This is a genomic window from Pseudomonas sp. P4_C8, from assembly GCF_056401975.1.
In genome coordinates this window covers 156919-181674 of record NZ_JBFUIH010000005.1, presented here as the reverse complement: position 1 = coordinate 181674, position 24756 = coordinate 156919, and the positions used below count along the sequence as shown (strand labels likewise).

The 24756-nt window shown below is 56.2% G+C and carries 20 protein-coding genes and 1 pseudogene; 8 read left to right on the top strand and 13 right to left on the bottom strand.

What is annotated here, in order from left to right; all coding sequences use genetic code 11:
- Positions 1 to 112 precede the first annotated feature (112 nt).
- The 3 genes from AC1DWM_RS04705 to AC1DWM_RS04695 form a co-directional block, all read right to left on the bottom strand.
- Complete coding sequence (locus AC1DWM_RS04705) at positions 113 to 817, bottom strand: hypothetical protein (RefSeq protein ID WP_477794722.1); 705 nt, start codon at positions 815 to 817, stop codon at positions 113 to 115.
- Positions 818 to 984: 167 nt separating this feature from the next.
- On the bottom strand, positions 985 to 2502 hold the full coding sequence (locus AC1DWM_RS04700) for a sensor histidine kinase (RefSeq protein WP_477794721.1): 1518 nt from the start codon (positions 2500 to 2502) through the stop codon (positions 985 to 987).
- Complete coding sequence (locus AC1DWM_RS04695) at positions 2499 to 3215, bottom strand: response regulator transcription factor (RefSeq protein WP_123435046.1); 717 nt, start codon at positions 3213 to 3215, stop codon at positions 2499 to 2501. Before AC1DWM_RS04695 ends, AC1DWM_RS04700 begins: the two co-directional genes overlap by 4 nt.
- Positions 3216 to 3367: 152 nt before the next feature.
- On the opposite strand from AC1DWM_RS04695, the gene msrB reads away from it, so the two are divergent.
- From msrB to msrA, 3 genes are read left to right on the top strand one after another with little or no spacing between them, the layout of a single operon-like run.
- On the top strand, positions 3368 to 3886 hold the full coding sequence (gene msrB / locus AC1DWM_RS04690; RefSeq protein ID WP_477794720.1) for a peptide-methionine (R)-S-oxide reductase MsrB: 519 nt from the start codon (positions 3368 to 3370) through the stop codon (positions 3884 to 3886).
- A 43-nt stretch (positions 3887 to 3929) separates the two neighbouring features.
- Positions 3930 to 5693, top strand: a complete 1764-nt coding sequence (locus AC1DWM_RS04685) for a cytochrome c biogenesis protein DipZ (protein ID WP_477794719.1) — start codon at positions 3930 to 3932, stop codon at positions 5691 to 5693.
- Positions 5694 to 5723: 30 nt separating this feature from the next.
- Complete coding sequence (msrA, locus tag AC1DWM_RS04680; protein ID WP_223518660.1) at positions 5724 to 6428, top strand: peptide-methionine (S)-S-oxide reductase MsrA; 705 nt, start codon at positions 5724 to 5726, stop codon at positions 6426 to 6428.
- A 12-nt stretch (positions 6429 to 6440) separates the two neighbouring features.
- Here the strand turns inward: msrA and AC1DWM_RS04675 are convergent, their stop codons facing one another.
- The 3 genes from AC1DWM_RS04675 to AC1DWM_RS04665 all read right to left on the bottom strand — a co-directional run bounded on the left by AC1DWM_RS04675 (position 6441) and on the right by AC1DWM_RS04665 (position 8835).
- Positions 6441 to 6845, bottom strand: a complete 405-nt coding sequence (locus AC1DWM_RS04675) for a GNAT family N-acetyltransferase (protein WP_477794718.1) — start codon at positions 6843 to 6845, stop codon at positions 6441 to 6443.
- Entirely contained in the window at positions 6842 to 7855 is a 1014-nt protein-coding gene (locus AC1DWM_RS04670; protein WP_223518662.1) for a sensor domain-containing diguanylate cyclase, read from the bottom strand. The genes AC1DWM_RS04675 and AC1DWM_RS04670 overlap by 4 nt, the downstream gene beginning before the upstream one ends.
- Before the next feature lie 74 nt (positions 7856 to 7929).
- Positions 7930 to 8835 (bottom strand): LysR family transcriptional regulator, encoded by a 906-nt coding sequence (locus AC1DWM_RS04665; RefSeq protein WP_477794717.1) that lies wholly within the window; start codon positions 8833 to 8835, stop codon positions 7930 to 7932.
- Between the two features lie 102 nt (positions 8836 to 8937).
- On the opposite strand from AC1DWM_RS04665, the gene AC1DWM_RS04660 reads away from it, so the two are divergent.
- Positions 8938 to 10113, top strand: a complete 1176-nt coding sequence (locus AC1DWM_RS04660; RefSeq protein WP_223518666.1) for an aspartate aminotransferase family protein — start codon at positions 8938 to 8940, stop codon at positions 10111 to 10113.
- A gap of 132 nt (positions 10114 to 10245) precedes the next feature.
- On the opposite strand, the gene AC1DWM_RS04655 is transcribed toward AC1DWM_RS04660, so the two are convergent.
- The 6 genes from AC1DWM_RS04655 to AC1DWM_RS04630 form a co-directional block, all read right to left on the bottom strand.
- Positions 10246 to 10743 (bottom strand): P-loop NTPase family protein, encoded by a 498-nt coding sequence (locus tag AC1DWM_RS04655; RefSeq protein WP_477794716.1) that lies wholly within the window; start codon positions 10741 to 10743, stop codon positions 10246 to 10248.
- A 14-nt stretch (positions 10744 to 10757) separates the two neighbouring features.
- Complete coding sequence (locus AC1DWM_RS04650) at positions 10758 to 12680, bottom strand: alkaline phosphatase D family protein (protein ID WP_477794715.1); 1923 nt, start codon at positions 12678 to 12680, stop codon at positions 10758 to 10760.
- A gap of 115 nt (positions 12681 to 12795) precedes the next feature.
- Complete coding sequence (locus tag AC1DWM_RS04645; RefSeq protein ID WP_223518671.1) at positions 12796 to 13017, bottom strand: formate dehydrogenase subunit delta; 222 nt, start codon at positions 13015 to 13017, stop codon at positions 12796 to 12798.
- Positions 13014 to 15896, bottom strand: coding sequence for a formate dehydrogenase subunit alpha (gene fdhF, locus AC1DWM_RS04640; RefSeq protein WP_223518674.1), 2883 nt, complete (start codon positions 15894 to 15896; stop codon positions 13014 to 13016). Before fdhF ends, AC1DWM_RS04645 begins: the two co-directional genes overlap by 4 nt.
- The gene (locus AC1DWM_RS04635) at positions 15893 to 17425 is read right to left on the bottom strand and encodes a formate dehydrogenase beta subunit (RefSeq protein ID WP_477794714.1); all 1533 of its coding nucleotides are present in this window, start codon (positions 17423 to 17425) and stop codon (positions 15893 to 15895) included. The genes fdhF and AC1DWM_RS04635 overlap by 4 nt, the downstream gene beginning before the upstream one ends.
- A complete protein-coding gene (locus AC1DWM_RS04630) occupies positions 17422 to 17898 on the bottom strand; it encodes a formate dehydrogenase subunit gamma (protein WP_477794713.1) in 477 nt (158 codons plus the stop codon). Before AC1DWM_RS04630 ends, AC1DWM_RS04635 begins: the two co-directional genes overlap by 4 nt.
- Before the next feature lie 331 nt (positions 17899 to 18229).
- Here AC1DWM_RS04630 and AC1DWM_RS04625 point away from each other — a divergent pair, with 331 nt between their 5' ends.
- Entirely contained in the window at positions 18230 to 18598 is a 369-nt protein-coding gene (locus AC1DWM_RS04625; protein ID WP_477757972.1) for a PH domain-containing protein, read from the top strand.
- A 162-nt stretch (positions 18599 to 18760) separates the two neighbouring features.
- Here AC1DWM_RS04625 and AC1DWM_RS04620 read toward each other — a convergent pair whose 3' ends face one another.
- Entirely contained in the window at positions 18761 to 19072 is a 312-nt protein-coding gene (locus AC1DWM_RS04620) for a DUF3077 domain-containing protein (protein WP_477794712.1), read from the bottom strand.
- Positions 19073 to 19616: 544 nt separating this feature from the next.
- Between AC1DWM_RS04620 and AC1DWM_RS04615 the strand changes: the two are divergent.
- The 3 genes and pseudogenes from AC1DWM_RS04615 to AC1DWM_RS04605 all read left to right on the top strand — a co-directional run bounded on the left by AC1DWM_RS04615 (position 19617) and on the right by AC1DWM_RS04605 (position 24721).
- Positions 19617 to 21479: pseudogene (locus tag AC1DWM_RS04615) on the top strand (ABC-three component system protein).
- Positions 21480 to 21482: 3 nt separating this feature from the next.
- Positions 21483 to 22073, top strand: a complete 591-nt coding sequence (locus AC1DWM_RS04610; protein WP_477794711.1) for a hypothetical protein — start codon at positions 21483 to 21485, stop codon at positions 22071 to 22073.
- The gene (locus tag AC1DWM_RS04605; RefSeq protein WP_477794710.1) at positions 22070 to 24721 is read left to right on the top strand and encodes an AAA family ATPase; all 2652 of its coding nucleotides are present in this window, start codon (positions 22070 to 22072) and stop codon (positions 24719 to 24721) included. The genes AC1DWM_RS04610 and AC1DWM_RS04605 overlap by 4 nt, the downstream gene beginning before the upstream one ends.
- Positions 24722 to 24756 lie beyond the last annotated feature (35 nt).

The following is a 24756-nucleotide window of genomic DNA, read 5'->3' as shown; positions in this document are numbered from 1 at the left end:
AGTTTCGCAAGCGGCAATTCCTTCACCTGACGAAGGGGACGACAGGATCTACCAAAAAACATCAGGCACAAAAAAGCCCCGCTGCAAGGGCGGGGCTTTCGGGTGAAACGTGTTACTGCGCGGCGATGCTATAGCCGTCGAACGCGGTTTGCTGCTGCAGTGCGGTGATGATGTTCTTGCGGTTGACCGCTTGTTCGGCCCCGGAATTGTCCAGGAACGTCTCGCTTTCCAGCTCCGCTTCATCGCCTTCGCCGACGAAGGTAAAGCCGAGGAATTCCAGCGCTTTGCGGTCAACGTTCAGGCTTGAACGCGGGGTCCGCAGCGGCAGGGTGACGCTCATGCCATCTTTGCTGATGGTGAACACTTCGAGATCTTTCTTGGCGCGAGCCACTTTGCTTTTGCCACTGCTCGGGTTGCTGATGGCCTGGTGAGTCTGGTTCAGCACTTTCAGCGCCAGGCCGTAGACGATTTCCTGAAACGCCGGGTCATCCTTGAAGCTGGAGAGAATCCGGCTGATCGAAAATTTGCTGCTCAGGTCTTCCAGAGCCGCAATGTCGGCTGCTTCCGCGTCCTTGAGTTGCTTGAGTTCGCCCATCAGTTCATAGGCTTTATCGTCGTCGAAGCTGTCATGAGCCTGGCGAATCGCGGCGCGCAGCTCGCGGATCTGGTCGCTTTCCCGGGTGGATTGAAAAGCGTCCAGGACCATCTCGCTGATGATCTTGGCCTGAGGCACATGCTGTGAAAGATTGATGGAGTTTTCGTATTCCGCTTTGGACGACAAGGTGATTACGGATTCAGCGGTGTTGGAATCGGACATTGAAATTTCACTACTTCTTTTAACTTGAATTGAGGCGAGAAAGCACAGGGCCTTTTCAGGTCGCCTAATCTATTGGACCGCGGCAGCGTTGTCACGGATGAACAGGCGGTTGGTCATGATTTTTGCGTGAGGACATTTGTGGGCATTGCCGGAACGTGTGCTACGGGCTATTTCCCCATCGAATTCAGATTCATCGAGTGAGCCGCCCATTGTTCCGCCGTTTGCTGATCCACCGGCAAGGAGAAGCGAAAGGTCGCACCGCGCCCGGGCAGATCGATCAGCTGTATCTCGCGGCCATGCAATTGCAGGATCCGATGCACGATACGCAGCCCCAACCCGCCATCGCGCCGAGCACCGCCAATGTTGAAGGGGCGCAGGAACAGACCTTCGCGCAACGGCGTAGCAATGCCTGGCCCGGTATCGCTGACAGTGACTTCGATAAACGGTCCTTGGGGGCGCAGGCTCAGTTCGATTTCTCCACCTTGAGGGGTATCGCGCAGGGCATTGTCGAACAGGTTGGTCAACACCCGCTCGATCAGCCCCAGGTCGGCGCAGACCGCAGAAACGTTGGGGGCGAAGGTGGCCTTCAGCTCAATCTGGCGCGCTTCGGCGGTCAATTCGAATTTCTGAAAAATATCCTGCACCAGATCGGTCAGCGAGAAGCGCTCCAGTACCGGTTGTACGAATCCGTGTTCCAGCCTGACCAGTTCCAGCAGCGATTGCGCCAGCCCACCCACCTTGCGGCTTTGATCCAGGGCGATGCCCAGATAGCGACGCCGGTCAGCAGGGGATAGCGTGGCGTCCTTGAGCGACAGGGTTTCCAGGTACCCGTGCAGCGAGGCCAAGGGCGTTCGCAGGTCGTGGGAAATATTCGCCACGAGCTCTCGGCGCTCCTGGTCCTGACGCGTCAGCGAGCGCCACTGTTCATTGAGGCGGGTTTGCATCTGCCGGAAGGCGGCGTCCAGCACGGCAATTTCATCGTGACTGGCGGCTTTTTCTAGCGGTTCCGAGGCCGGTGGTGTGGAGGGAACGCCATCGATGTCGAACTGGCTGACCCTTTCGGTCAAGCGCCGCAACGGTCGGGTAATCAGGGCAAAGGCCGTGAGGCCTGCGATCAGGCACAACAACGCCACCAGACCGATGGACATCAGGGCAGTATTGAGCGCGGCGCTGGTGGCACCTTGTTCGGCGAAGCGGTCGTGTTCTTCGCTGAGCAGTACCACATAGAGATAGCCGACCGGTTGACCGTTGACCCGCAATGGCGCGGCGCTGAACACTTTGCGGCCATCGATGCTGCGCGGGTCATCGCCGAGAATCGGCAGGGCATCGCCTTTGAGCAAGCGCTGGATCGGTCCCAGATCGATCCGCTCCCGACGTATCCGGCCTTCCGGTGCGGCACTTCCGACAATCTTGCCCTGGGTGTCCAGCAGATAGACCTCAACGCTGGGATTGACCTGCATGAGTTTGCTGAACAATTCACGAATGGCATTGGGCATCAGGCCGCTGCTGTCCATCAGCACCGTGTCATGGGTGATGTGTTGCGCCAGATCGCGCGACAGCCCCTGGACCACTTCCAGTTCATGCATCCGGTTGGAGCGCACTTGCATCCATGCCGATGTGCCGCAGCACACCAGTAACAGAATGGCGAACACCAGGGACAGGCGTTGTGTCAGGGTCAGCCTCATGGCTGCTCCTCCTTGACGGCGAATTTGTAGCCACGACCCCACACCGTGAGGATGCGCGCAGGGAGCGCCGGATCGGCTTCGATCTTGGCCCGCAGCCGGTTGATGTGAGTGTTCACTGTGTGCTCGTAACCTTCATGGCTGTAGCCCCAGACCGCATTGAGCAAATCCATGCGCGAGAACACCTTGCCGGGTTGGCGGACGAAGAAGTACAGCAAGTCGAATTCCCGTGGTGTGAGGTCCAGACGCCGACCGTCGAGAGAGACATCGCGGGTGATCGGGTCGATGGACAGACCGTCCGTCATCAGGCTGCCCGAGTCCATCTTCAGGTTGCGGGCCATGGCGTCGACCCGGCGCAGCAAGGCTTTGACCCGGGCGACCAGTTCCAGCATCGAAAAGGGTTTGGCGAGGTAGTCGTCGGCGCCGAGCTCCAGCCCCAGGATCCGGTGCATTTCGCTGGAGCGCGCACTGGTGATGATGATCGGGGTGTAGCGGGCCATCGCCCGGGCACGGCGGCAGATTTCCAGGCCGTCGACACCGGGCAACATCAGGTCGAGGATCAAGGCGTCCCAGCTTCCTTGCTGCAACAGGCGCATGCCTTCATCACCGTCGGCGCAGTGCACCACCTCGAACTGCTCATCGCGAAGATGCAGGCAGATAAGGTCGGCGATGTGCAGGTCGTCCTCTACCACCAGGACGCGTTTGGTCTGTTCCATAAAGCTCAATCCTTTGTAGCGCAATGGGCACATTGTGCGGGTTTTCCTCAGTCCGAGTTATCACGAATTGTTTAACTGCTCGTGAGGATTTGGCGATCAACCCAAGCCTAGGCTGTGTTCTATATCAGGCACCTGGAATTTTGGAGAAGGCCATGTTTTCACGGCGGCAGTTTCTTGTAGCGGGCGGCGGGCTGGGCGCTGCAGCCCTGGTGATCGGTGTGTTGCCAAAATTTGCCGCCAGTACCGCACTGGTCAGTGAGGTCCGTGCGGCAGAGGTGTTCGAGGTGACCCACAGCGACAGCGAATGGCACGCCATGCTCAGCGACGAGCAGTACGAAGTCCTGCGTAAAGAGGGCACCGAGCGGGCCTACAGCAGCCCGTTGAACAATGAACATCGCGAGGGCGTTTTCGCCTGCGCCGGGTGTGATTTGCCGCTGTTCTCATCCGACACCAAGTTTGACAGTCGCACCGGCTGGCCCAGCTTCTGGGCACCCCTGGACAAAGCGGTGGCCACTCGTCAGGACCGGTCCTTTGGTGTGTTGCGTGAAGAAGTCCACTGCCGGCGATGTGGCGGTCATCTGGGCCATGTCTTCGACGACGGGCCGAAACCCACCGGTCTGCGTTACTGCATGAACGGTCTGGCGCTGAAGTTCCAGCCACAGGCGGCTTGATCCATGGGCATTTCCTTTCACTCACTTGATGCAGGTCGACGCTATGTGGCTTTTGGTTCTCGCTTATCTCGGTGGTGTGCTGACGATAGTCAGCCCCTGCATTCTGCCGGTGCTGCCCTTTGTCTTCGCTCGATCCGGGCAGTCGTTTATGAAAAGTGGCTTGCCGCTATTGGCAGGGATGGCGCTGACCTTCGCCTTGGTCGCCACGTTGGCGGCGGTGGGCGGCGGTTGGGTGGTGCAAGTCAATCAGTACGGTCGCTGGCTCGCGTTGCTGTTCGTTGCCCTGTTCGGGCTGACGCTGTTGCTGCCTCGATTGGCCGAGCGACTGACGCGGCCACTGGTGGCGGCCGGCAGCCGATTGTCGGAAGTCGCTGGCGCCGATACCCGGCCGCGTCCCGGAGCTTCGTTCCTGATCGGCGTCGCCACGGGCCTGCTCTGGGCACCTTGCGCCGGGCCGATTTTGGGTCTGTTGCTGACAGGGGCGGCGCTGCAAGGGGCAAGCATCGAAACCACGTTGTTGCTGCTGGCTTACGCGGCAGGTGCCGCCACGTCGCTCGCGGTGGCGTTGCTGCTTGGCGGTAAAGTTTTCGCAGCAATGAAGCGTTCAATAGGTGCTGGCGAATGGCTACGGCGCGGTCTGGGAGCGGCAATGCTGGCGGGTGTCGCCGCGATTGCGTTGGGGCTGGATACGGGAATTCTGGCACGGGTTTCAACCGCGTCCACCGGCGGGATCGAGCAAGCCTTGGTCGGCCGTTTGGCCGGTAAGTCTGCGAATAACAGCGGGGCGATGATGGCCGCGGGTGGCGCGATGAAAGCGAGTGCCAAGGCAGCGGGCGGCTTGCCGATTGAAGGCAACCTCCCATCGCTGGATGGCGCGGTGCAATGGCTCAATTCGCCACCGCTCACCACTCAGGCCCTGAAGGGCAAAGTCGTGCTGGTGGATTTCTGGACTTACTCCTGCATCAACTGCCTGCGCACCTTGCCGTATGTGAAAGCCTGGGCCGAAAAGTATCGCGATCAGGGATTAGTGGTGATCGGTGTGCATGCACCGGAATTCGCCTTTGAACGGGATGTCGGCAATGTCACCAAAGCCATGAAAGACCTGGGCATCAACTACCCCGTGGTCATCGATAACGACTACAAAATCTGGCGTGCCTTCAACAACGAATACTGGCCGGCCCATTATTTTGCGGACGCACAGGGGCGCATTCGTTATCACCACTTCGGTGAAGGCGAGTACGCCGAGTCGGAAAGGGTCATTCAGCAACTGCTGCGTGAAGCGGGAGCGGTGAAGGTCGCTGACGGTCTGATCACTGCGGATGCGACAGGGGTTCAACTCGCGCCGGACATGAACGAAGTGCAATCACCGGAAACCTATGTCGGTTTCCAGCGTGCCGAGCATTTCGTCCCCGAGACAAGTCTCGTGCCTGACAAAGTGACCGCGTACACCTCACCCGCCGAACTGGCCCTCAACGATTGGAGTCTGGACGGAAAATGGAATGTCGGTTCAGAGCGTGCGACTTCCAGCGCGCCAGCCAGTCGCATCGTCTATCGCTTCCATGCACGCGATTTGCACTTGGTGCTGGGTCCCGGTGCCGACGGTAAACCGGTGCGATTCAAAGTGCTCATTGACGGCAAAGCCCCTGGTGACGCCCACGGCACCGATGTGGCGCCCGATGGCAGCGGCAGTGTGAACTCACAGCGTTTGTATCAGTTGATACGTCAGAGCGGCAGCGTCACGGACCGGACGTTTAGCATCGAATTTCTCGATCCGGGTGTGTCGGCTTATGCGTTTACGTTCGGTTGAAATCATTCCATTGGTTGAGGAGTCTGCCCCATGAAAACCCTGTTCACCTGGCGCCGCACCCTGTTGGGAATGGCCGCTGCCGGCGTTATTAGTCAGTGCTCGGCATTTTCGTTCGGTGCCGAAGAAGCCGTCGTCATCCCCCCGCCAGCTGTGGATGAAACAACCCAGGCCCACAGCGAAAAAGTGGTGTTTGCCGGCGGATGTTTTTGGGGCGTCCAAGGTGTTTTTCAGCACGTTAAAGGTGTGAAAAAAGCTATCTCTGGTTACGCCGGTGGTGCCGCCAACACCGCCCACTATGAACGGGTCAGCGAGGGCAATACCGGCCATGCGGAATCCGTCGAAGTCACTTACGATCCGGCTCAGGTCAGCTACGGGACGTTGCTGCAGATCTATTTTTCGGTGGCCCATAACCCCACAGAACTGAACCGCCAGGGCCCCGACAGCGGCACTCAATACCGGTCGGCGATTTTCACTGAGAACACCGAACAGCAACGCATTGCCCAGGCTTACATTGCCCAGCTTGACGCTGCTCATTCGTTCAACAAACCCATTGTGACCAAGCTGGAAACCTACAACGGTTTCTACCCGGCAGAGGAGGAGCATCAAGATTTTCTGACCGAGCACCCGACCTATCCGTACATCGTGATCAACGATCTACCGAAAGTGGCGCAGTTGAAACGGTTGTATCCCGATCGGTATCAGGAGAAACCGGTGTTGGTGAAGGCAGGGATGTGAATGGTCGTCTGGCTATTTACGACGCGGGCGCTCCATTGCGATGGTCGACGTTTCAAAGCCCATGCTTGAAAAGAACGCCGAGGCGCCTTCCCGGCCAGCTCGCAACACCCAGGTGATATCGGCGTTCTGTCCCATGACGTGTTCAACCAGTGCCCGGCCGATACCTTCACGCCGATGTTGTCCATTCACGACCACCATCGATAGATAACCGTTGGACAGACCGTCAGTGATACCACGGGCAAACCCAACGATTTTGGTGCCCTTCAATGCAAGCGCTGTACGTTGGGAGTTAGTGATCAATTGCGCAAAATGTTCAGTTGAACCGGTGCGGTGGGCCCATCCATTTTCGCCAAGAAAGACTCGTACGGACTCCACTTCCGAGGGGAGTACATCGCGGATGTGCAGGACGTCACTCACCCCGAAATCACATTCTTGCCCGCCACCTTCGACCGATACAGCGCCTGGTCGGCCCGGGCCAGCAATCCGGTCTGTTGTTCTTCTTCGAAGCGCTGGACCACGCCGAAACTCATGGTCACTTGAAACTCGCCCACCGGTGGCAAGCTCAACAGGCCATCGCGGATTTTTTGAGCGAGGATCCTGGCATCAGTCAACGAGGTAGCGGGAAGGATCATGATGAACTCGTCACCCCCCCATCGCGCCAGCAGATCACCTTCGCGCACGCAGTGCTTCACGCTCTCGACCACCTGCACTATTGCCGCATCACCCAAGGCATGGCCGTAGTGATCGTTGATGATCTTGAAGTCGTCGATGTCCATGGCGATCAGGGACAGGGGGCGTCGAAAGCGTTGTGCTCGTTCGCATTCCTGAGGCAGGGTTTTTTCCATCAGGTAGCGATTGGCAATGGCGGTCAGCGTATCGGTTTCTGCCAGTTTGCGGTTTTCTTCGAGTTGAACCTGAAGCTGCTGGTTGACCTGAGACAACTCCCGGGTTCGCTCTTCAACGGTCGCTTCAAGGGAGTGAGTGCGTCGTTCCAACTCTTCGAGCAGACGTCGCTTGTCGTCGATGCTGCGGTGCGCACCGACCATCCGCGCTACCGTGCCGTCGGCGTTGCGGGACAGCACATAGCCGCGATCTTCGATCCAGGTGTAACTGCCGTCCAGCATGCGGCAGCGATATTCGGCCTGATAGGTGGGCGCGCGCTGTTGCAGGTAATCATCAAACACGGCCATGACTGAGGGGTAATCTTCAGGGTGGATGAGGTTCTCCCAAGTCAACGCAGTGTTGTCCAGGGAATGAGGCTCGTAACCGAGCATCTTGTACCAACCAGGGTTGCGGTAGACAAAACCTGTGTTGGCGTTCCAGTCCCAAATACCGTCGCTGACCAGTTCCAGAATAGTGTGGAGCAGGTCTTCGCTAAAATCTGACACATTGAGTTTCAATGGCTTGATATTTGTCGCTTCCCCCATCACCACTCTCCCTGACGCACAGCTTTCATTTGATTCGCCTGGCGTCGAGATTAGTGCATGGCGCATTGCCATGCCTAGTACTTGCCCCATAACTGCATAGCAAAGTCGACGAAATGGCGTAATTTCGGTAAGCGGTAGCGATCCTGAGCGTACACAAGGTGCATCGGCCGGCTCGGCAGTTGATAGTTCTGCATCAACGCCACCAGTTTTCCATTGAACAGGTCCTGTTCGACCAGTGCATCAGGCAACATCACGATGCCCATCCCGGTTCGAGCAGCCTGATGCAACCCTGCGGAGCTATTGATCAGCATCGGACCACTGACGGCCACCATCACATCGCCTTCCGGCCCGCTCAGACGCCATTGTTTTGCGACCGATTGCCAGTCATCCCCGACCGGGTAGGCAAAGGACAAACAATCGTGATGTTGCAGATCTTCGGGTTTTTCCGGCGTGGTACGGCGTGCCAGGTATTCCGGTGATGCGCACATGGTCAGGGTGTAGTCGATCAGCGGGCGGGCGATCAGGTTGGACGGCTCAATGGCGCCCAGGCGAAACGCCACATCGAGGCCGTTTTCGAGTAGATCGGGGCGCCCGTTAGTGAGCACCACGTCCAGTTTGACCTGTGGACATTGCAGAGAAAATTCGCTGAGCGCTGGCGCAAGCTTTTCCGTGCCAAAGGTCAGCGGTGCCGTGATGCGCAAGATTCCACTCGGCGCGTCCTGACTCTGTTCGGCCAGACGTTCGGAATCGGCCACCAACCCTAATACTTCGAGACAACGCAGGTAATACGCGGAGCCGAATTCCGTCAGGCGCTGGCGCCGTGTCGTACGGTTGAGCAAGCGCACGCCCAGACGTTGCTCCAGTGCGCGCAGGTGATTGCCGACCATGGTCGTGGACATTTCACACTGCTGCGCGGCGGCCGTCATGCTGCCAGCCTCCACCACGCGTACGTAAACGGTCATTGCCTGGAACAAATCCATTATCAAGCTCGGCTTTAAGATGATTGAAGTATTACGGCGTTTATCCAGCTCAGGTGGCTAACCATACTGCAAAAACACCGACCATTGATGGAGCTTGATGCCATGACCGCCGCCTGCCTGATGAGCACTTACCAACCGCTGGCCCTGAGTTTCAGCAGAGGGCTGGGTACGCGCCTTTGGGATGAGGCCGGTCGTGAATACCTGGACGCGGTGGCGGGCGTGGCGGTGACCAACGTTGGCCACTCCCATCCTCGAATCGTCTCGGCGATCAGCGAGCAGGCTGGTTTGCTGTTGCACACGTCCAACCTCTACAGCATCGATTGGCAACAGCGGTTGGCCCGGAAACTGACGAATTTGGCGGGCATGGACCGGGCGTTCTTCAACAACTCCGGGGCTGAAGCCAATGAAACCGCGCTGAAACTCGCACGGCTTTACGGCTGGCACAAAGGTGTCGAACAACCGCTGGTGGTGGTCATGGAGAACGCTTTTCATGGCCGAACGCTGGGCACTTTATCCGCCAGCGATGGCCCGGCTGTGCGCCTGGGCTTCAATGAGTTGCCGGGGGATTTCGTCAAAGTGCCGTTCGGTGATCTCAGCGCACTGGATCACGTGCAGCAGGCCTACGGCCAACGAATCGTGGCGATCCTGATGGAGCCGATCCAGGGCGAAAGCGGCGTCCAGTTGGCGCCGCCCGGTTATCTCAAAGCGGTGCGCGAACTGTGCAACAAACGCTCTTGGTTGATGATGCTCGACGAAATCCAGACCGGCGTCGGCCGCACCGGTCAATGGTTCGCGTTTCAGCACGAAGGCATCGTCCCGGACGTCATGACGTTGGCCAAAGGCCTGGGCAACGGCATCCCTATCGGCGCCTGTCTGGCCCGAGGAAAAGCCGCCGAACTGTTCACCCCCGGCAGCCACGGCAGCACCTTTGGCGGTAATCCATTGGCCTGTCGTGTCGGTTGTACCGTGCTGGACATCATTGAAGAGCAAGGCTTGATTGAAAATGCCAGGCTTCAAGGCGAACGTCTGCTGGCCAGATTACGTAGCGAATTGGCGGATGATACGAACGTCCTGGCGATCCGTGGTCAAGGCTTGATGATCGGTATTGAACTCAAGCAACCAATCCGCGACCTGACCCTAATCGCCGCGCGGGATCACGGTCTGTTGATCAACGTTACACGGGGCAAGACCATTCGCCTGCTGCCGCCGTTGACGATTGATGAGCGGGAAGTGGAGATGATTGTCAGAGGGGTTGGTCGGGCCGTGAATGCGGTTTGATACACAACTGATCGTTCCCACGCTCTGCGTGGGAATGCCTCTTGTGACGCTCTGCGTCACACTTTTGTGGACGCGGAGCGTCCCTGGCCGCATTCCCACGCGGAGCGTGGGAACGATCAATACATATCCTTGTTAAACAGTGTGAGAGGAGTCGGTGAAAGCCGTGATTTCGGCTCGATCCATGAGTTTGATTTTTGAGCCGTTGAACCCTTTGAACAATTGCCGGTGCGCGGTAAATCCACTGGAGTCCTCGCGCATCCGATAACTGGCGGCCCATTCCAGCAACGCCATCAGCAACACGTCATTGTCCGGTCTTTGTTCTCGCTGACGAATATTGGCAACACAGTTTTCGTCATCAACACACAACCAGATCAGCGCCGTTGCCCGGTGCATAAGCTCGCTGACGATCCAGCCATAAACGCCTTCGATAACCCACTGTTCTTCATCGGCCGCAACCCGCGCTATGTCCAGTGCTGCAGCATACGGTCGGGCGATGCTGTGTTCGTCCGAGATCCAGTGAATCTTGTCGAGATCGATCCATGGCACCTTGAGTTGTGCTGCCAATCGTTCCGCCAGCCAACTTTTGCCAGAGCCAGAGTTGCCGATGATCAGCGTTCGGGTGAGGTTCATGGTCAATCGCCATTTCAGTCGTCATGTTCAGGCGCAACCATCCGGGTTTTGGGCGAGCCGTTTGAGTTGTGCTGATAAATGTCCTGGGGTTGTCCTTTCTCATTGAAGAACACCTGGCCGATGCCCGCCGAGTTCCATAGCCGTTCGCCGGCCTCGGCATGTTCGGGGGTATGCGGGACGATGCGCATGCGGCGGCGTTTGGTCAGCCAGTTAAGTGGCGAGCGCGGCGAATAGAGCCAGCGATTGAGGCGGTCGAACCATTCGAGCAGTCGGGGCGGGAATTCGTTTTTGATGCCGCTGCTGGTGATCTGCCAGATTTTCGGGCCGGCCTTGCGGTGTCGGATAAACACTTCGTAGACGAAGGAATAATGCACATCACCGGACAGCACCACGTAGTTACCCGGTGTGCGCGAGTGTCGGAAAATGTTCAGGATCACTTGGGCGGCGCCGCGATGCGCCATCCAGTTTTCGGCGTCCACCAGCAGTGGATAACCGAACCAGCTGAAGACTTTCTGTACGGTTTCGATCAGTTTGACGCCGAAGATCGGCGCGGGTGAAACGATGATCGCCGATGGATGGTCGAGCAGTTCCTGTTGCAGTTCGCTGAGGGCTTCCCAGTCCAGCAGCCCCGAGGGTTGCTTGAGGTTCATCTCGCTGCGCCAGCGCCGGGTGCGGGTATCGATCACCACCAGTGCGGGCGTGGTGGGCAGCACGTACTGCCACTGCTGAAATCTCAACAGTGCATCGATCAAGTCATCTTGCACCGGGCTATCGAGATAACGGTCGCCCCCGGTGGCGCTGAATAAGCGGGTTTTTTCCAGTACCTCGCCAAACGCATCCGGGTTGTTGCCCCAGCCCTGGCACAGCATGTAGGCGATCAAGGCGTTGCCGATGATGCGCTTGGAGAACGGATGGCCGTAGGCCGTTTCCTCCCATTGCGCGGACAGATTCCAGTCGTCGGTAATGTCGTGGTCGTCGAAGATCATCAGGCAAGGCAGATGCGCCATTGCCCGTGCGGCACCACCCAGGCCCGACTGGAAGTCATCAATATGCGTTTGTTCAACGGCATACAGTTTGTGTCGTGTGAGCGTCAGCGCGGGAGGTTGCGGATTGATCAGTGTCCAGGGCGTCGGCGACCACACCAGCAGGTACATGGCCATCACCTCGGCGAAGGTCATCAGGTGATTGTCGGCACTGCTGCTGGTGAAAATCGGCTTACGCGCGCCGCCGAAAAATCGATCACGCAGGGTTTCATTGCTCTTGAGCGCTGGTAACAAATCCGCACGGTGGTAGTAACTGGCCGGGTGTTCGTAGAGTTTTGCGCTGTCGCTGACCACTGCGCCTTCGAGGCGTTCTTCAAACAGGCCCAGCCGTTCGATCAAGGCATGGATCGCCCGCAACATCGGTCCCGCAACGTCGTCGGCGTAAATCTGGTCGCCGCTCATCATCAACAACGCCGGCCGCTGCGAGGCGTCATGTTCCTCGGCCAACAAACGGTCGACACAGAGCAACCCATCGGTGGCCGGGTGATGCGGTTTGCGGCAGGAACCATGCAGCAACTGATCAATGCGCGAGCGCAGGACAAAGTTTGGGTAACGCGCGTCGCCGTAGAGCAGATGCGGGGCCCACTCGGCGATGCCGGTCATCGCGTCATCGATCAACAGGTCGTATTCGATCAGTGTGTCGCAGGGCAGGGCAGTCGCCAGCGGCACATCAATCAAGTGGATAAACGCGTGAGTGCCGATGGGGATGACAGTGCACTGCTCGGCATCCAGGCGGATGTCGTCGCAGTTTTGCAGGCGCAACGTCAGCGACAGCGCGCGGGATCCGACGAGCCACATGACCAGCCGTGCAGGTTCCAGCCGCCGTAACAGCGGGCCGACCAGCACCGGAGGCAGTGAGTTGCAATCGTCAGGCAATGGCAGAGATACGGACATCCGGGTTCAAGGCTCTTGGCACACAGGTCGGCGATGATAGCTCAAGTGGTCGCCTTTTCCTGTTAAGCGGGAGCCGCGATTCCTCACGACCCCACGCCCAAGGGTTCCTGTGACCCTACGCCTCCCAGCCCGCCCCACTGACGGCTGCCTGCGCCAGTGGGTGCATGTCCGCCCCTTGATGCTCCGTCTGCCAGGCCAGCAATTCCTTGCGCATGCCGGGCGTCCAGTACATTTTCAGGTGATTACGCACGCCGAGCACTGCCTGTTGTTGGTCCGGTTCGCTGGCGAAGTACTGGGCGATCTGGTTGACCATTTTGATCAGGTTTTCAGTGCTCATCGGCGTACCTCGGCTTTAGTGCCACGCGCCTGACGGCGTTCGTTGAGCAGACGATGCTGTTCGTCGCTGAACTCCTGATAGCGTTTTTGCCACTCGGAAGGGTGGTAGACGCGGCTGACCTCCACGGCGGTGACCTTGTACTCCGGACAGTTGGTGGCCCAGTCGGAGTTGTCGGTGGTGATGACGTTGGCCCCCGATTCAGGGAAGTGGAAGGTGGTGTACACCACGCCTGGGGCTACCCGCTCGGTGACCCGCGCGCGCAGCACGGTCTGTCCGGCGCGGCTGCCGATGCCGACCCAATCACCTTCGTTGATGCCACGACTTTCGGCGTCGCTCGGGTGGATTTCCAGGCGGTCTTCGTCGTGCCAGGCGACGTTTTCGGTACGGCGGGTCTGGGCACCGACGTTGTACTGGCTGAGGATGCGTCCGGTGGTCAGCAGCAGGGGATAGCGATTGTTGACCTTTTCCTCGGTGGGCACGTAGCCGGTGAGCATGAACCGCCCCTTGCCGCGCACGAATTCATCGATGTGCATGGTCGGCGTGCCGTCCGGTGCCTCGGCGTTGCATGGCCATTGCAGGCTTCCGTGGCTGTCCAGTGCGGCGTAGCTGACGTTGGTGAAGGTCGGCGTCAGGCTGGCGATTTCATCCATGATTTCAGATGGGTGCGTGTAGTTCATCGGGTAACCCAGCGCGTTGGCCAGGGCCACCGTGCCTTCCCAGTCGGCCTTGCCGCCCAGCGGTTCCATGACCTTGCGCACTCGGGAGATGCGCCGCTCAGCGTTGGTGAAGGTACCGTCTTTTTCCAGGAACGAGCTGCCCGGCAAGAACACGTGGGCGAACTTGGCGGTTTCGTTGAGGAAAATATCCTGCACCACCACGCACTCCATGGCCGATAGCGCCGCGGTGACGTGCTGGGTATTGGGATCGCTCTGGGCGATGTCTTCGCCCTGGCAATACAGGCCCTTGAAACTGCCGCCCAAAGCGGCCTCGAACATGTTCGGAATGCGCAGGCCCGGGTCGGGTTGCAAGGTGACGTTCCAGGCCTGTTCGAACTGCGCCCGTACCACTTCGTTGGAGATGTGCCGATAGCCGGGCAGCTCGTGGGGGAAGGAACCCATGTCGCAGGAGCCCTGAACGTTGTTCTGCCCCCGCAGCGGGTTCACGCCCACACCTTCGCGGCCGATGTTGCCGGTGGCCATGGCCAGGTTGGCGATGCCCATGACGGCGGTGCTGCCTTGGCTGTGCTCAGTGACGCCGAGGCCGTAGTAGATCGCCGCGTTGCCACCGGTGGCATACAGACGGGCGGCGGCTCGGATGTCGGCAGGGTCTACGCCGCAGATGGCGCCGAGCACTTCCGGCGAGTTTTCCGCGCGGCTGACGAACTCGCTCCAGCGGGCGAAATCGCTGCCCTCGCAACGGGCGTCGATAAAGGCCTGATTGAGCAGACCTTCGGTGACGATGACATGGGCCAAGGCGTTGAGCATGGCGACGTTGGTGCCCGGGCGCAGGGCCAAATGATATTCAGCGCGGGCATGCACCGAGTCCACCAGATCAATGCGTCGTGGGTCGATGACGATCAGTCGCGCGCCTTCACGCAGACGGCGTTTGAGCTGGGAGGCGAACACCGGGTGAGCATCGCTGGGGTTGGCGCCCATCACCAGGATCACGTCGGCCTGCATCACCGAGTCGAAACTCTGGGTGCCGGCGGACTCGCCCAGGGTTTGTTTCAGGCCATAACCGGTCGGCGAGTGGCAGACCCGTGCACAGGTGTCGACGTTATTGTTGCCGAACGCGGCGCGCACCAGTTTTTGCACCAAGTAAGTTTCTTCGTTGGTGCAGCGACTGGAGGTGATGCCACCAATGGAATCGCGGCCGTATTTTTGCTGGAGCCGGCGGAACTCGCTGGCGGCGTAGGTCACCGCTTCATCCCAGCTGACTTCCTGCCAAGGGTCGTTGATGTGCTGGCGGATCATCGGTTTGGTGATGCGATCCGGGTGAGTGGCGTAGCCCCAGGCAAAGCGCCCTTTGACGCAGGAGTGGCCGTGGTTGGCGTGGCCGTTCTTGTCCGGAACCATGCGCACCAACTGGTCGCCTTTCATCTCGGCACGGAACGAGCAGCCCACGCCGCAATAGGCGCAAGTGGTGATTACGCTCCGTTCGGGCTGACCCAATTCGACCACGCTTTTTTCCATCAGGGTCGCGGTGGGGCAGGCTTGCACGCAGGCGCCGCAGGACACGCATTCCGAGTCGAGGAAGTTCTCGCCACCGGCAGCGGCTACGCGGGATTCAAAACCGCGCCCAGTAATGGTCAGGGCAAAAGTACCCTGGGTTTCTTCGCAGGCACGCACGCAGCGGTTGCAGACGATGCACTTGCTCGGGTCGTAGTCGAAATAGGGGTTGGAAGTGTCCTTCACGTCGGCCAGATGGTTATCGCCTTCATAGCCGTAACGCACCTCACGCAGGCCGACTTGGCCAGCGACGGTTTGCAGCTCGCAGTTGCCGTTGGCCGAGCAGGTCAGGCAGTCCAGCGGGTGATCGGAGATGTACAGCTCCATGACGTTGCGGCGCAGGGTCGCGAGTTTCGGCGTCTGGGTGTGCACGCTCATGCCTTCGCTGACCGGCGTGGTGCAGGACGCCGGGTAGCCGCGCATGCCATCGATCTCCACCAGGCACATGCGGCAAGAGCCGAAGGCTTCCAGGCTGTCGGTGGCACACAGTTTCGGAATGGTGGTGCCCAGCAGCGCGGCGGCGCGCATCACCGAAGTGCCTTCGGGCACGCTGATGCTGCGGCCATCGATGTTCAGGGTGACTTGCACCTGGCTGTCGCGGGCTGGTGTGCCTAAATCGATATCGGTGTTCGGGTCGAAGAGAGTGATCATTGGTCGGCCTCCGAGGACTGCAGACCGAAGTCGGCGGGGAAATACTTGAGGGCGCTGGCGACCGGAAAGGAAACCATGCCGCCCAAGGCGCACAGCGAACCGTATTGCAGGGTGTCACACAGGTCCTTGAGGATGATCACCTGCTCATCGCGACCGCTCTGATCAGGCGCGGCCAGCAGCCGGTCGATCACCTCCACGCCGCGGGTCGAGCCGATGCGGCATGGCGTGCATTTGCCACAGGATTCCTCGGCGCAGAACTGCATGGCGAAGCGCGCCATATGGGCCATGTCGAGGCTGTCGTCAGCCACCACCACACCACCGTGACCGAGCATCGCGCCGATGCCGGCGAACGCTTCGTAATCCAGCGGCGTGTCGAATTGCGAAGGTGGCACCCAGGCGCCGAGCGGGCCACCGACCTGTGCGGCTTTCAGCGGTCGGCCACTGGCGGTGCCTCCGCCGTAGTCTTCAACCAATTCCCGCAGCGTTAGGCCGAAGGCCCGTTCCACCAGACCGCCACGAAGAATATTGCCCGCCAGTTGGAAAGGCATCGTTCCGAGGGAACGGCCCATGCCGTAATCGCGATAGAACTGCGCACCCTTGGCCAGAATCAGCGGCACCGAGGCTAGGGTCAGCACGTTGTGCACCAGCGTCGGCAGGCCGAACAGCCCCTTCAAGGCTGGAATCGGCGGCTTGGCGCGGACGATCCCGCGTTTACCTTCGAGTGAGTCCAGCAGCGCAGTTTCTTCGCCGCAGATGTAAGCGCCGGCACCGACACGAACTTCCATATCGAAGGCCTGGCCGCTGCCGCCGACATTGGCGCCGAGGTAACCGGCGGAGCGGGCGATGTCCAATGCCTCGCGCAGAGTGGCCACGGCAGCCGGGTATTCCGAGCGCACATAGATGTAGCCGTAGCTGGCCCCAACGGTGATGCCGGCAATGGCCATGCCTTCGATCAGCAGGAAGGGGTCGCCTTCCATCAACATTCGGTCGGCAAAGGTGCCGGAGTCGCCTTCGTCGGCGTTGCACACAATGTATTTCTGCGCCGCTTGAGTGGCTCGCACCGTGCGCCATTTGATCCCGGCGGGGAAGGCTGCGCCGCCACGGCCACGCAGGCCCGAATCGAACACCGCGGTCGCGGTTTCATCACCGCCAATGGTGACGGCCCTGTTCAAACCCTCGAAACCGCCGTGGGCACGGTAATCGTCTAGCGATAGCGGACGGGTAATGCCGGCGCGGGCGAACAGCAAACGTTGTTGAGACTTGAGATAAGGCAACTCTTCTACAAGCCCCAAGGCCAGCGGATGAGAAGACGGATTGCCTTGCAGGGCATCGAGCACGGACGGCACATCGGCAGCGGTCAGTGGGCCAAAGCCGATACGACCTTGCGGGGTATCCATTTCCAACAGCGGTTCCAGCCAGTACAGGCCGCGAGAGCTGGTGCGTTGCAGGTCTTGGCTGGCGAGGGCCGAGGCCACCTCATCGGCACCGACGGCACGGGCCAGGGAATCACAGGACAGATAGAGGCTCATACGTCCTCCCGGCAAGCGTCGAGCAGGGCATCCAGACGCTCGGCACTGAGCCGCGCATGCACCTGACCATCAAGCTCCAGAGCCGGCGAACAAGCACAAGCACCAAGGCAATACACCGGACGCAAACTGATGCTGCCATCGGCGCTGCTGCCGTGATCATCCAGTTGCAGGCGATCACGCAACTGCGCGGCAAGCTGCTCGGCACCGCGACTCTTGCACGACTCCGCCCGACACAGACGCAGGATATGCCGGGCCGGCGGCGCGGTGCGGAAGTCATGGTAGAAGCTGATAACGCCGCGAATCTCGGCCTGACTCTGATTGAGGGCGTGGGCAATCTCGGGGATGGCGGCATCGGGGATGTAACCGATACCGGCCTGAATCTCATGAAGGATGGGCAACAGAGCGCCGGGAATGCCTTTGTGGCGCTCCAGCAGGCTGTTGACCATTGGCAGGTGCAACATCTCATCAGGCATTCAGCAATCCTCACGGTCACGGACAAACCAGTCGGTTGTCGGTCGTCCGAAAGTGTCGGCTGCGGCATTCACACCACGTCACGGTATCGTGGCATTGTCAGGCCGTTGGCCAGGGCACCCTGTGCGGGCATCTTGTTGTGCCCGGCGCGGTCTTTGCCGCACCTTTTATAGGGCATTAAGGCAGCTTGCCACGCTGGTATTGATTCGACTGCACCAAAGCGACGTGTTTGGTTCTTTCTACGACTACCCGTTAAGTCTAGACGAGGCCCAGCCCAAGGCGCCGTACGCAACCCGCACTCGGGATATACATTCAAAAAACAGGGAATGACAGATGATTGACTTCAACAACAAAGGCTTCTTCAAACTCAAGCAAAACGAAGAATACGCCGAACGCGTCAGCGCGCTGCTGCTGGAAGGGGAGCAGGTCATCGACGCCTACAAATCCATGCGCGATGGCGTGGTGTTCACCAACAAACGCATCATCGCCGTCAACGTACAAGGCATCACCGGCAGCAAAAAAGACTTCACCTCGCTGCCCTACAAAAACATCGTGGCGTACTCGGTGGAAACGTCCGGCACCTTCGACCTGGATTCGGAGCTGGAGATTTACTTTTCGTCGTTGGGGAAAGTGAAGTTCGAATTCACCGGCAAGACATCGATGGTAGAAATCTCAAAACTGATCTCCCAGCATCTGCTCTGATCTGAACGATCAAAGGCCCCGAAAAACTTGGGGCCAACAATGCCCATCAACTCACCACAACCCCTGTAGGAGCGGGCTTGCCCGCGAAAACGCCAGACCAGCCAACATCAATGCTGAACCTACCGCCGTCATAACAAGCAGTCCGCTCCCATTTTTCAACCACTACCCTTCAGACGTCGCCGCCGCCCGCTCAGGCGTCGCCGCAGAACTCCGACCCCGCCCAAGCACCTTCACCGCATCATCAACCACTGCCTTACTCATCGCCGTCAAATAATGCGCAGCCCAGGCGTGGCGATCGGTGTCTGTGGCGTAGGCGGCATCTTCGTTCAGCTTCTTGGCGAGAAACAGAAAGTCAGAAGCCATGGCTAATGCATCGCCGAGGGGGACGCCACGAGTGACATGGAAAAGTGGTTGATCGGCGCAGTAAATGGCAGGTGTTAGGCCGATGGTTTTCAGCTCTGTTTGTTCGCTCATTTGCCACCTCCGATGATGGAGAGGCATTGGGGGAGGGGGTTACGCAATTGGGAATTGCGTAGAGGGGAAAGCCAAATTTTGAACGGTTCCATAATGCACATTGCGAAGCTCCTTAATTTGAAGAGCTGCCACAATTCGTTACCAAGCGAATGGGTGGCAGCTGTGCGCAGGTTGGTAAACCGGGAAATCAAGGAAACCGGCACGTCCTAAGACGTCCCACGCACAGCCGCCATAACGCAGATCGCAGGCGAAAAAAAAGCGCCTGCGAACGCATGGCACTGTTGCGCAGTGATTTACCTCGGGTTACCAAGCCCGGTCGCTGAATTTGCAGCGACGGAGGGAGGGTAGCGTGCAGCCTTCCTTGCTGCAACCCTCGAAAGCGCCCAGCGTATGCTCTTTCGCTCGAAATAACGGCAGAATCGAGTTATGGCGTTTTCCTTTTACAAGGTAATGAGGAACGATGGCCAAGCAAAAAATTGGTATTTTTCTTGTCCGAGGGGCATGCCCGCTCCTCGTCAGGTAAGCTCGTGTTTTACAAATATTAATGAAACGGAATTTGGCCTTTGTCGTGACTGAACCTACTATCAGCTTGCACTCGCGTTCCACTGTCGTCGAATTTGACACCTCGATTTTGGTCAACGGACGCCTCCACTTATGCTTAATGCAAACCGCAATGCCGGGAGAGGGGGTAATCGAAGAGGATTTGAGTAGGCAAAGTTCAGTTTTAGCACTGCGCCATTTGCTCGCGGGCGGTGATGACCACAAAGTACCAGCCTTGGCGGAGATGATGCCAGGAATCGAGCCAGTTTTATTGGTCGCTCCTGAGTTTGCATACAGTTCCCTTGACTGGAGTGCAATTGATGAACTTATTCGGCAGTCGTTGAGGCCACTTATTGTTTCTATCGGATTTGGAGCAACGATTGGTCAAACTCTGCTTGATTGGCTCTCTGTTGAGAACGATGAGGGGGCGACGTATCGTTATTTATCATGGGATCAAGCCGCTGACCCTATTTCAACTGCCATGCCAGTAAATGGTGGATGGTTTTGGTATCACGAGCCGAATGTTCGAACTAGTTGTATAGCGTTTCTGAAAAATACATCTGAACAGCGGGTTGAGGCGGTTGCGCTAGCAGATCTGCAGCATGGCCGAACTATTCTGCAACTTAAGTTTCGCGATTTAGAAATTTTCCCGCTAATTTGTTCCGATCTTCTTCAGTCGGAGATGCGCAATGAAGATTCAGCTCAGGGTAGAGTTAGGGCTTTGTTAGACGCTGAGGATTCTAATCGGCCCGTGCTTATAGTGGGTTCTCTATTGCAGCRCGGCTATAATGTGAATTGGGAAGCGGCTGTAAATTCATTTCTAAATACCGCAATGAGTAACAGGGTCAGCGCTTTGGTTTTGTGCAATATTTCACATGACAAACCTGAGTTTGAAGAAGAGAAAGATCGGTGGCGCAGTCTAAGTGGTGTATACAGTCGTTGGGAGCACTTAAGGGATGGGCAGGCGAACTTGGCTGTTGCTCGCTCCATCAGAGCCGGTTTTGCTGTCGGAGGGGTGATCAGACGTACAGATCCATGTGTTGCCACAGGGACAATATCATGGCCGCCCTTCAATCCTGTTGATGGAAATTTCGTGTGGCACGCCAACATGGTTTGTCAAATGGATATATCCGGTCTAGTAGCGCCAATTAAGAGACCTGTGCCGCCATTTTCATCTGAATTATCACGTTACATCCGTAGGCGGCCACCTGAAAGAGAGTGGGCGCCGCGTGTTAGCTTAGGACTTGAAAAAATATCTGCTCATATTAACAACAATGGTAACCCTAGTGCTCAAGGGCTCTATGAGTCAATGATCGGTGGAGTGTCACCAGTTAAATCCGATCCTGATCGATTGTGTAATTCAGGTGTCGATCAAGCGTGCAAAGATGGATTGTATGCTCTTGCTACGTTGTGTTCTGCCGAAAGTACATCTTGGCAGAATGACTAATCTAAAGTCGGTCAGATAAAGTTGTCTGAAGATAATCAGCATATCTTGGTATGGCGTGATCCGGGACGATCACCGAGGGAAATGACAAGAGCTTTGAAGGAGTGGAAGTTGGAATTAGGGGATCATCCCGATTTATTAGTAATAGGTGGTAGTCCCCATGGTGGACTTCCCATGGGAAAGATAATTCTTGATCGAAGAGCAGATATAAGCTTGGCGCCAGATCCTGAAACTGAATTCGGAGCATCCGGATCTTTAGCTGCGTTCGCTGATGATTTTACTGGCGCTAGAGTAGAGAGGAATGTCGCCACGTTAAGTCTATTTGACGTTCATAGCGTATATACTGACTATGCACAGGCCGAGGATCAGGCTCGAATGACGAATCTCTTGAATCAAATTAATTCGTTATTTTTAGAGGATTGAGCTATGGCAGATTCAAGTTATATGGAGCTGCTAAGTGTGGCGCGTGCTGAGCTCGACTTTTTATGTCAGAAAGTAAAACTTACGAAGCTACAAGAATTACCGCGCCTCGATCACACACCCACGCCAGTTGGAGCAACATTGTGGTTGAGCGAGTACGCAATCTTATTGTTTTGGCCCGCTTTCGCTAGTGATCAAGAAAGTATTGTTGCTGAGGCAGCAAAGGCCCAAAGATGGTTTGACGAGGTTCTGAGTTCTAAAGAAAAAGAAAAGCGTAGAAAGCTAATTGATGGGTATTTGGTGCTTGCCCTCCCAGTTGCTCCAGAAGCAGAAGCAAAAGAAGAGGTGCGAAAGCTTGAAATCTCCTCTCAGATATGTAGGAAACACGTTGTATGGCCACGGGGAGAGGTACTGCGCAATAGTGAGCAAGTGTGGCAGCGTATAAGTGACGTTACTATTCTAGGACTTCCTGATGTTACTATCACTGATACAGACGGACTTTATTGGCCTGATATTGATTCAGAGGCTCAAGCAGTTTGGGATGATTTGATTTCAATTGGTGTAAGCCGTACAGTGCAGAAGGATGAACGAGAATGAGTAGAGGTGTACGTCTATCCTCGATAAAAATCGAAGCATTTCGTGGGGTAAGTAATGCTTTAGATTTTGACCTTACATCACCGATTACGCTGATTTATGCTCCGAATGGAACGGGAAAAACTACTATATGTGAGGCAGCCGAGTGGTTGCTTACAGGGCAAGTGGAGCGGCTGAATACTGAAAGATATTTTGATCCGACGGTACTTCGTTCGAAATTTGTTAAGCAAAGTTTTGAGCCTCTTGTTACAGGTAAGCTGCATTTTGATTCGAAAGTTCACGTTCTGCAGCGAACTATTGAGGTTGTTAGAACCTCCGAATTTCCGGAGCAGGTTGCTCGTTTAAGTACAAACTCTGAAAAAGCTGAAACTATAGAACGGAATGAACTGCTAGCCAGGCTCGCCCCGAATGCTGCCTCCGAAAGTGCTAATGCAATTTCTGCTATAAACCTACGTCAGCGTTGGCTAAGAGGGACGCGATTCTTATCTGCAGAAGCATTGGCGGCACTGGTAGATTCGGATAGTGAAACATTAGAAAAGCGTGCGCAGGTTTTTGCAGACTTGCTAGGTATCCGACATTTATTAGATGCGGAAAAGGTATGCGAAAAATTTATTTCCGAGCTTTCTTCTAAGAAGCGTAGCATAGATCAAGCAATTTCAAGTTATGAAGATGAAATAGAAAAGYTTAAGTTGTCAATAACGGAGGCTGAGTCGGAAGGAAGTCAAAGCGGCTTGACTTCGGCGTTCACGGAGATTCAAAAGAGTGAAATTCTCTTGGGTATCACTGATGATCCGGTTTCAATAGATAATACTCAACTTAAGGTCAGGCTCGAGCGGCTGACTGTCGAGTTAGAAAAGAAAAATTTTGAGTTAGAACGCCGTTATTCCGCTGTAGAAGATGTTTCGCTGCGCTGGAACGAACATATCGAGTTGGATGAGAAGTGGAATTTACTCTCCGGGCAGGAAAATAACCTCACGGTTAAGCTTGCTGAGATTGAATTGAGTGGTCGTGCAAAAGCTTTCGATGTCATAAACTGTGAAGAAAGACAAAAAACCTTATATGAACTGAGTCTTGGACTTTCTACGGCTGAGGATAAGCTTACAAGTCTCCTTATAGAGGTTATTAGATTAATAGATTCTGGTTCGGGGTTAAACTTATCCCGTGACGTGAATATATCGGATCTTAAGTCTTTGCTACCTGAGTCGTCCTGGACGAAAGATGCGCAGATCCTGCATTTGAACTCTTTGCAGCAAGCATTGGCGGGATTCGGCTCCTTCAATGATAAAGTTCGCCGCTATGAACTTCTAATAGAGGAGTTACTAAGCCTAAGAGAGCGTTTGCCTACTGAGGATCGAATTGCTGAGCTTAGAGTAAATGCGAATGAAATGATTGAACAGGCAGCTAAAGCAAGAGATGTTTTCTCTGCAGTATCAGATCCTATAGAGCGGCTTCAGGCTGCTGGTCGAGAGTTTTTAAGTCATACGCATGATACCGAATTGAGTTCTTGCCCTCTTTGTAACCATGAATGGCAAAGCAGCGACGCCATGCGTTTCGCGCTGACCAATACTCTAAGTGCTGCCCCATTGCTGGCTAAGGTTGCTCAAGAAGCCTTTATTGTTGCTGACGAGCGAGCCAAAGCTGCGGTGTTATTGCTAAACAATGCTTTTAGCGTAAGTAAGCAGGTTGCTCAACTGGAGTTGAATGCCCAAGAGATCTATGCATCCATTGATGCATATAATAAACACCTTATATCGCTTGGCGTTGATACGAGAAGCTCCGAGAGCGAGCTTTGTTCTGCAATTCAAAAGGTAGAAGTAGCAATTTCGTTGTCTGATTTAATTCGTGAGCGTGATCTTTTAAGTTCTGAGGTTTTTGCTCAGGAAGCGTCCGTTCTTCCGGATGATATGCCACTATCGGCAATATATTCGCATTTTCAAAGCTTGATTTCACGCCGAAATCAAGAAGTTCAATTGCAACTCGCGAAAGCTCGAACTGAACTCGAGAAGAGTACGGTTGAGCGAGATGAACTCAGAATGGTGCATAGGGCTACATCCGGAATTTTAAAAGAGTGCAGAAAAGAACTTGGGTCTATAAAGACTGATCTAGATTTGTTAAGGGGCGCGTGGAGCGAAGCTTTCTCGGATCAAAACTGGAGTGTGCATGCGCTGGACGAAATTAGAGGCCAGTTGGATGAGAGGAGGAGTACGTTTAGTGATGTGTTTATAAAGTTGTCCGCAGTTCGTTCTGTTATTGATTCTGAGCTTAGGCAAAAGAGGCTTTCCGAAGTTTCTAGAATGATTGAGCCGGCTGTTGGTAAGCGTGATTATATGCGAAAGCGTATAGATGCGGCTAAAAGAGCAAAGGCGGTGTTTCATCAGACTTATACCGAGGTTAGTAAGCGTCAAATTGACGAGTTAACTAAGGTGGTAAATCCACTATTTGCACGGATGCATGCAAATAGAGTCTATGATCACATTAATTTGGGTGAGGATAATAACTTTCTACATTGGTTGGCAGATGCTGGCGCCGCGCAACTTGATCCAGGAACTGATTTTAGCCAAGGGCAGCGTCAGGATTTAGCGCTATCGCTATTCCTCGCTAGGGCGCGAACATTAGGCGGGACGTTTTTTCTCGATGAGCCAGTTGTGTAATAACTACCTCTAGTAAATATTTTGCTAGACATTTT

Excerpts from the sequence above, each read along its gene's own strand:
- AC1DWM_RS04645 (WP_223518671.1), bottom strand. The coding sequence starts at position 13,017 with ATGAGCACTGAAAACCTGATCAAAATGGTCAACCAGATCGCCCAGTAC.
- fdhF (WP_223518674.1), bottom strand. The coding sequence starts at position 15,896 with ATGATCACTCTCTTCGACCCGAACACCGATATCGATTTAGGCACACCA.
- AC1DWM_RS04625 (WP_477757972.1), top strand. The coding sequence starts at position 18,230 with ATGATTGACTTCAACAACAAAGGCTTCTTCAAACTCAAGCAAAACGAA.
- AC1DWM_RS04655 (WP_477794716.1), bottom strand. The coding sequence starts at position 10,743 with ATGAACCTCACCCGAACGCTGATCATCGGCAACTCTGGCTCTGGCAAA.
- AC1DWM_RS04695 (WP_123435046.1), bottom strand. The coding sequence starts at position 3,215 with ATGGAACAGACCAAACGCGTCCTGGTGGTAGAGGACGACCTGCACATC.
- AC1DWM_RS04660 (WP_223518666.1), top strand. The coding sequence starts at position 8,938 with ATGACCGCCGCCTGCCTGATGAGCACTTACCAACCGCTGGCCCTGAGT.
- AC1DWM_RS04700 (WP_477794721.1), bottom strand. The coding sequence starts at position 2,502 with ATGAGGCTGACCCTGACACAACGCCTGTCCCTGGTGTTCGCCATTCTG.
- AC1DWM_RS04670 (WP_223518662.1), bottom strand. The coding sequence starts at position 7,855 with ATGGGGGAAGCGACAAATATCAAGCCATTGAAACTCAATGTGTCAGAT.
- AC1DWM_RS04650 (WP_477794715.1), bottom strand. The coding sequence starts at position 12,680 with ATGTCCGTATCTCTGCCATTGCCTGACGATTGCAACTCACTGCCTCCG.
- AC1DWM_RS04620 (WP_477794712.1), bottom strand. The coding sequence starts at position 19,072 with ATGAGCGAACAAACAGAGCTGAAAACCATCGGCCTAACACCTGCCATT.
- AC1DWM_RS04635 (WP_477794714.1), bottom strand. The coding sequence starts at position 17,425 with ATGAGCCTCTATCTGTCCTGTGATTCCCTGGCCCGTGCCGTCGGTGCC.
- AC1DWM_RS04665 (WP_477794717.1), bottom strand. The coding sequence starts at position 8,835 with ATGGATTTGTTCCAGGCAATGACCGTTTACGTACGCGTGGTGGAGGCT.
- AC1DWM_RS04705 (WP_477794722.1), bottom strand. The coding sequence starts at position 817 with ATGTCCGATTCCAACACCGCTGAATCCGTAATCACCTTGTCGTCCAAA.
- msrA (WP_223518660.1), top strand. The coding sequence starts at position 5,724 with ATGAAAACCCTGTTCACCTGGCGCCGCACCCTGTTGGGAATGGCCGCT.
- AC1DWM_RS04630 (WP_477794713.1), bottom strand. The coding sequence starts at position 17,898 with ATGCCTGATGAGATGTTGCACCTGCCAATGGTCAACAGCCTGCTGGAG.
- AC1DWM_RS04685 (WP_477794719.1), top strand. The coding sequence starts at position 3,930 with ATGTGGCTTTTGGTTCTCGCTTATCTCGGTGGTGTGCTGACGATAGTC.
- AC1DWM_RS04610 (WP_477794711.1), top strand. The coding sequence starts at position 21,483 with ATGGCAGATTCAAGTTATATGGAGCTGCTAAGTGTGGCGCGTGCTGAG.
- msrB (WP_477794720.1), top strand. The coding sequence starts at position 3,368 with ATGTTTTCACGGCGGCAGTTTCTTGTAGCGGGCGGCGGGCTGGGCGCT.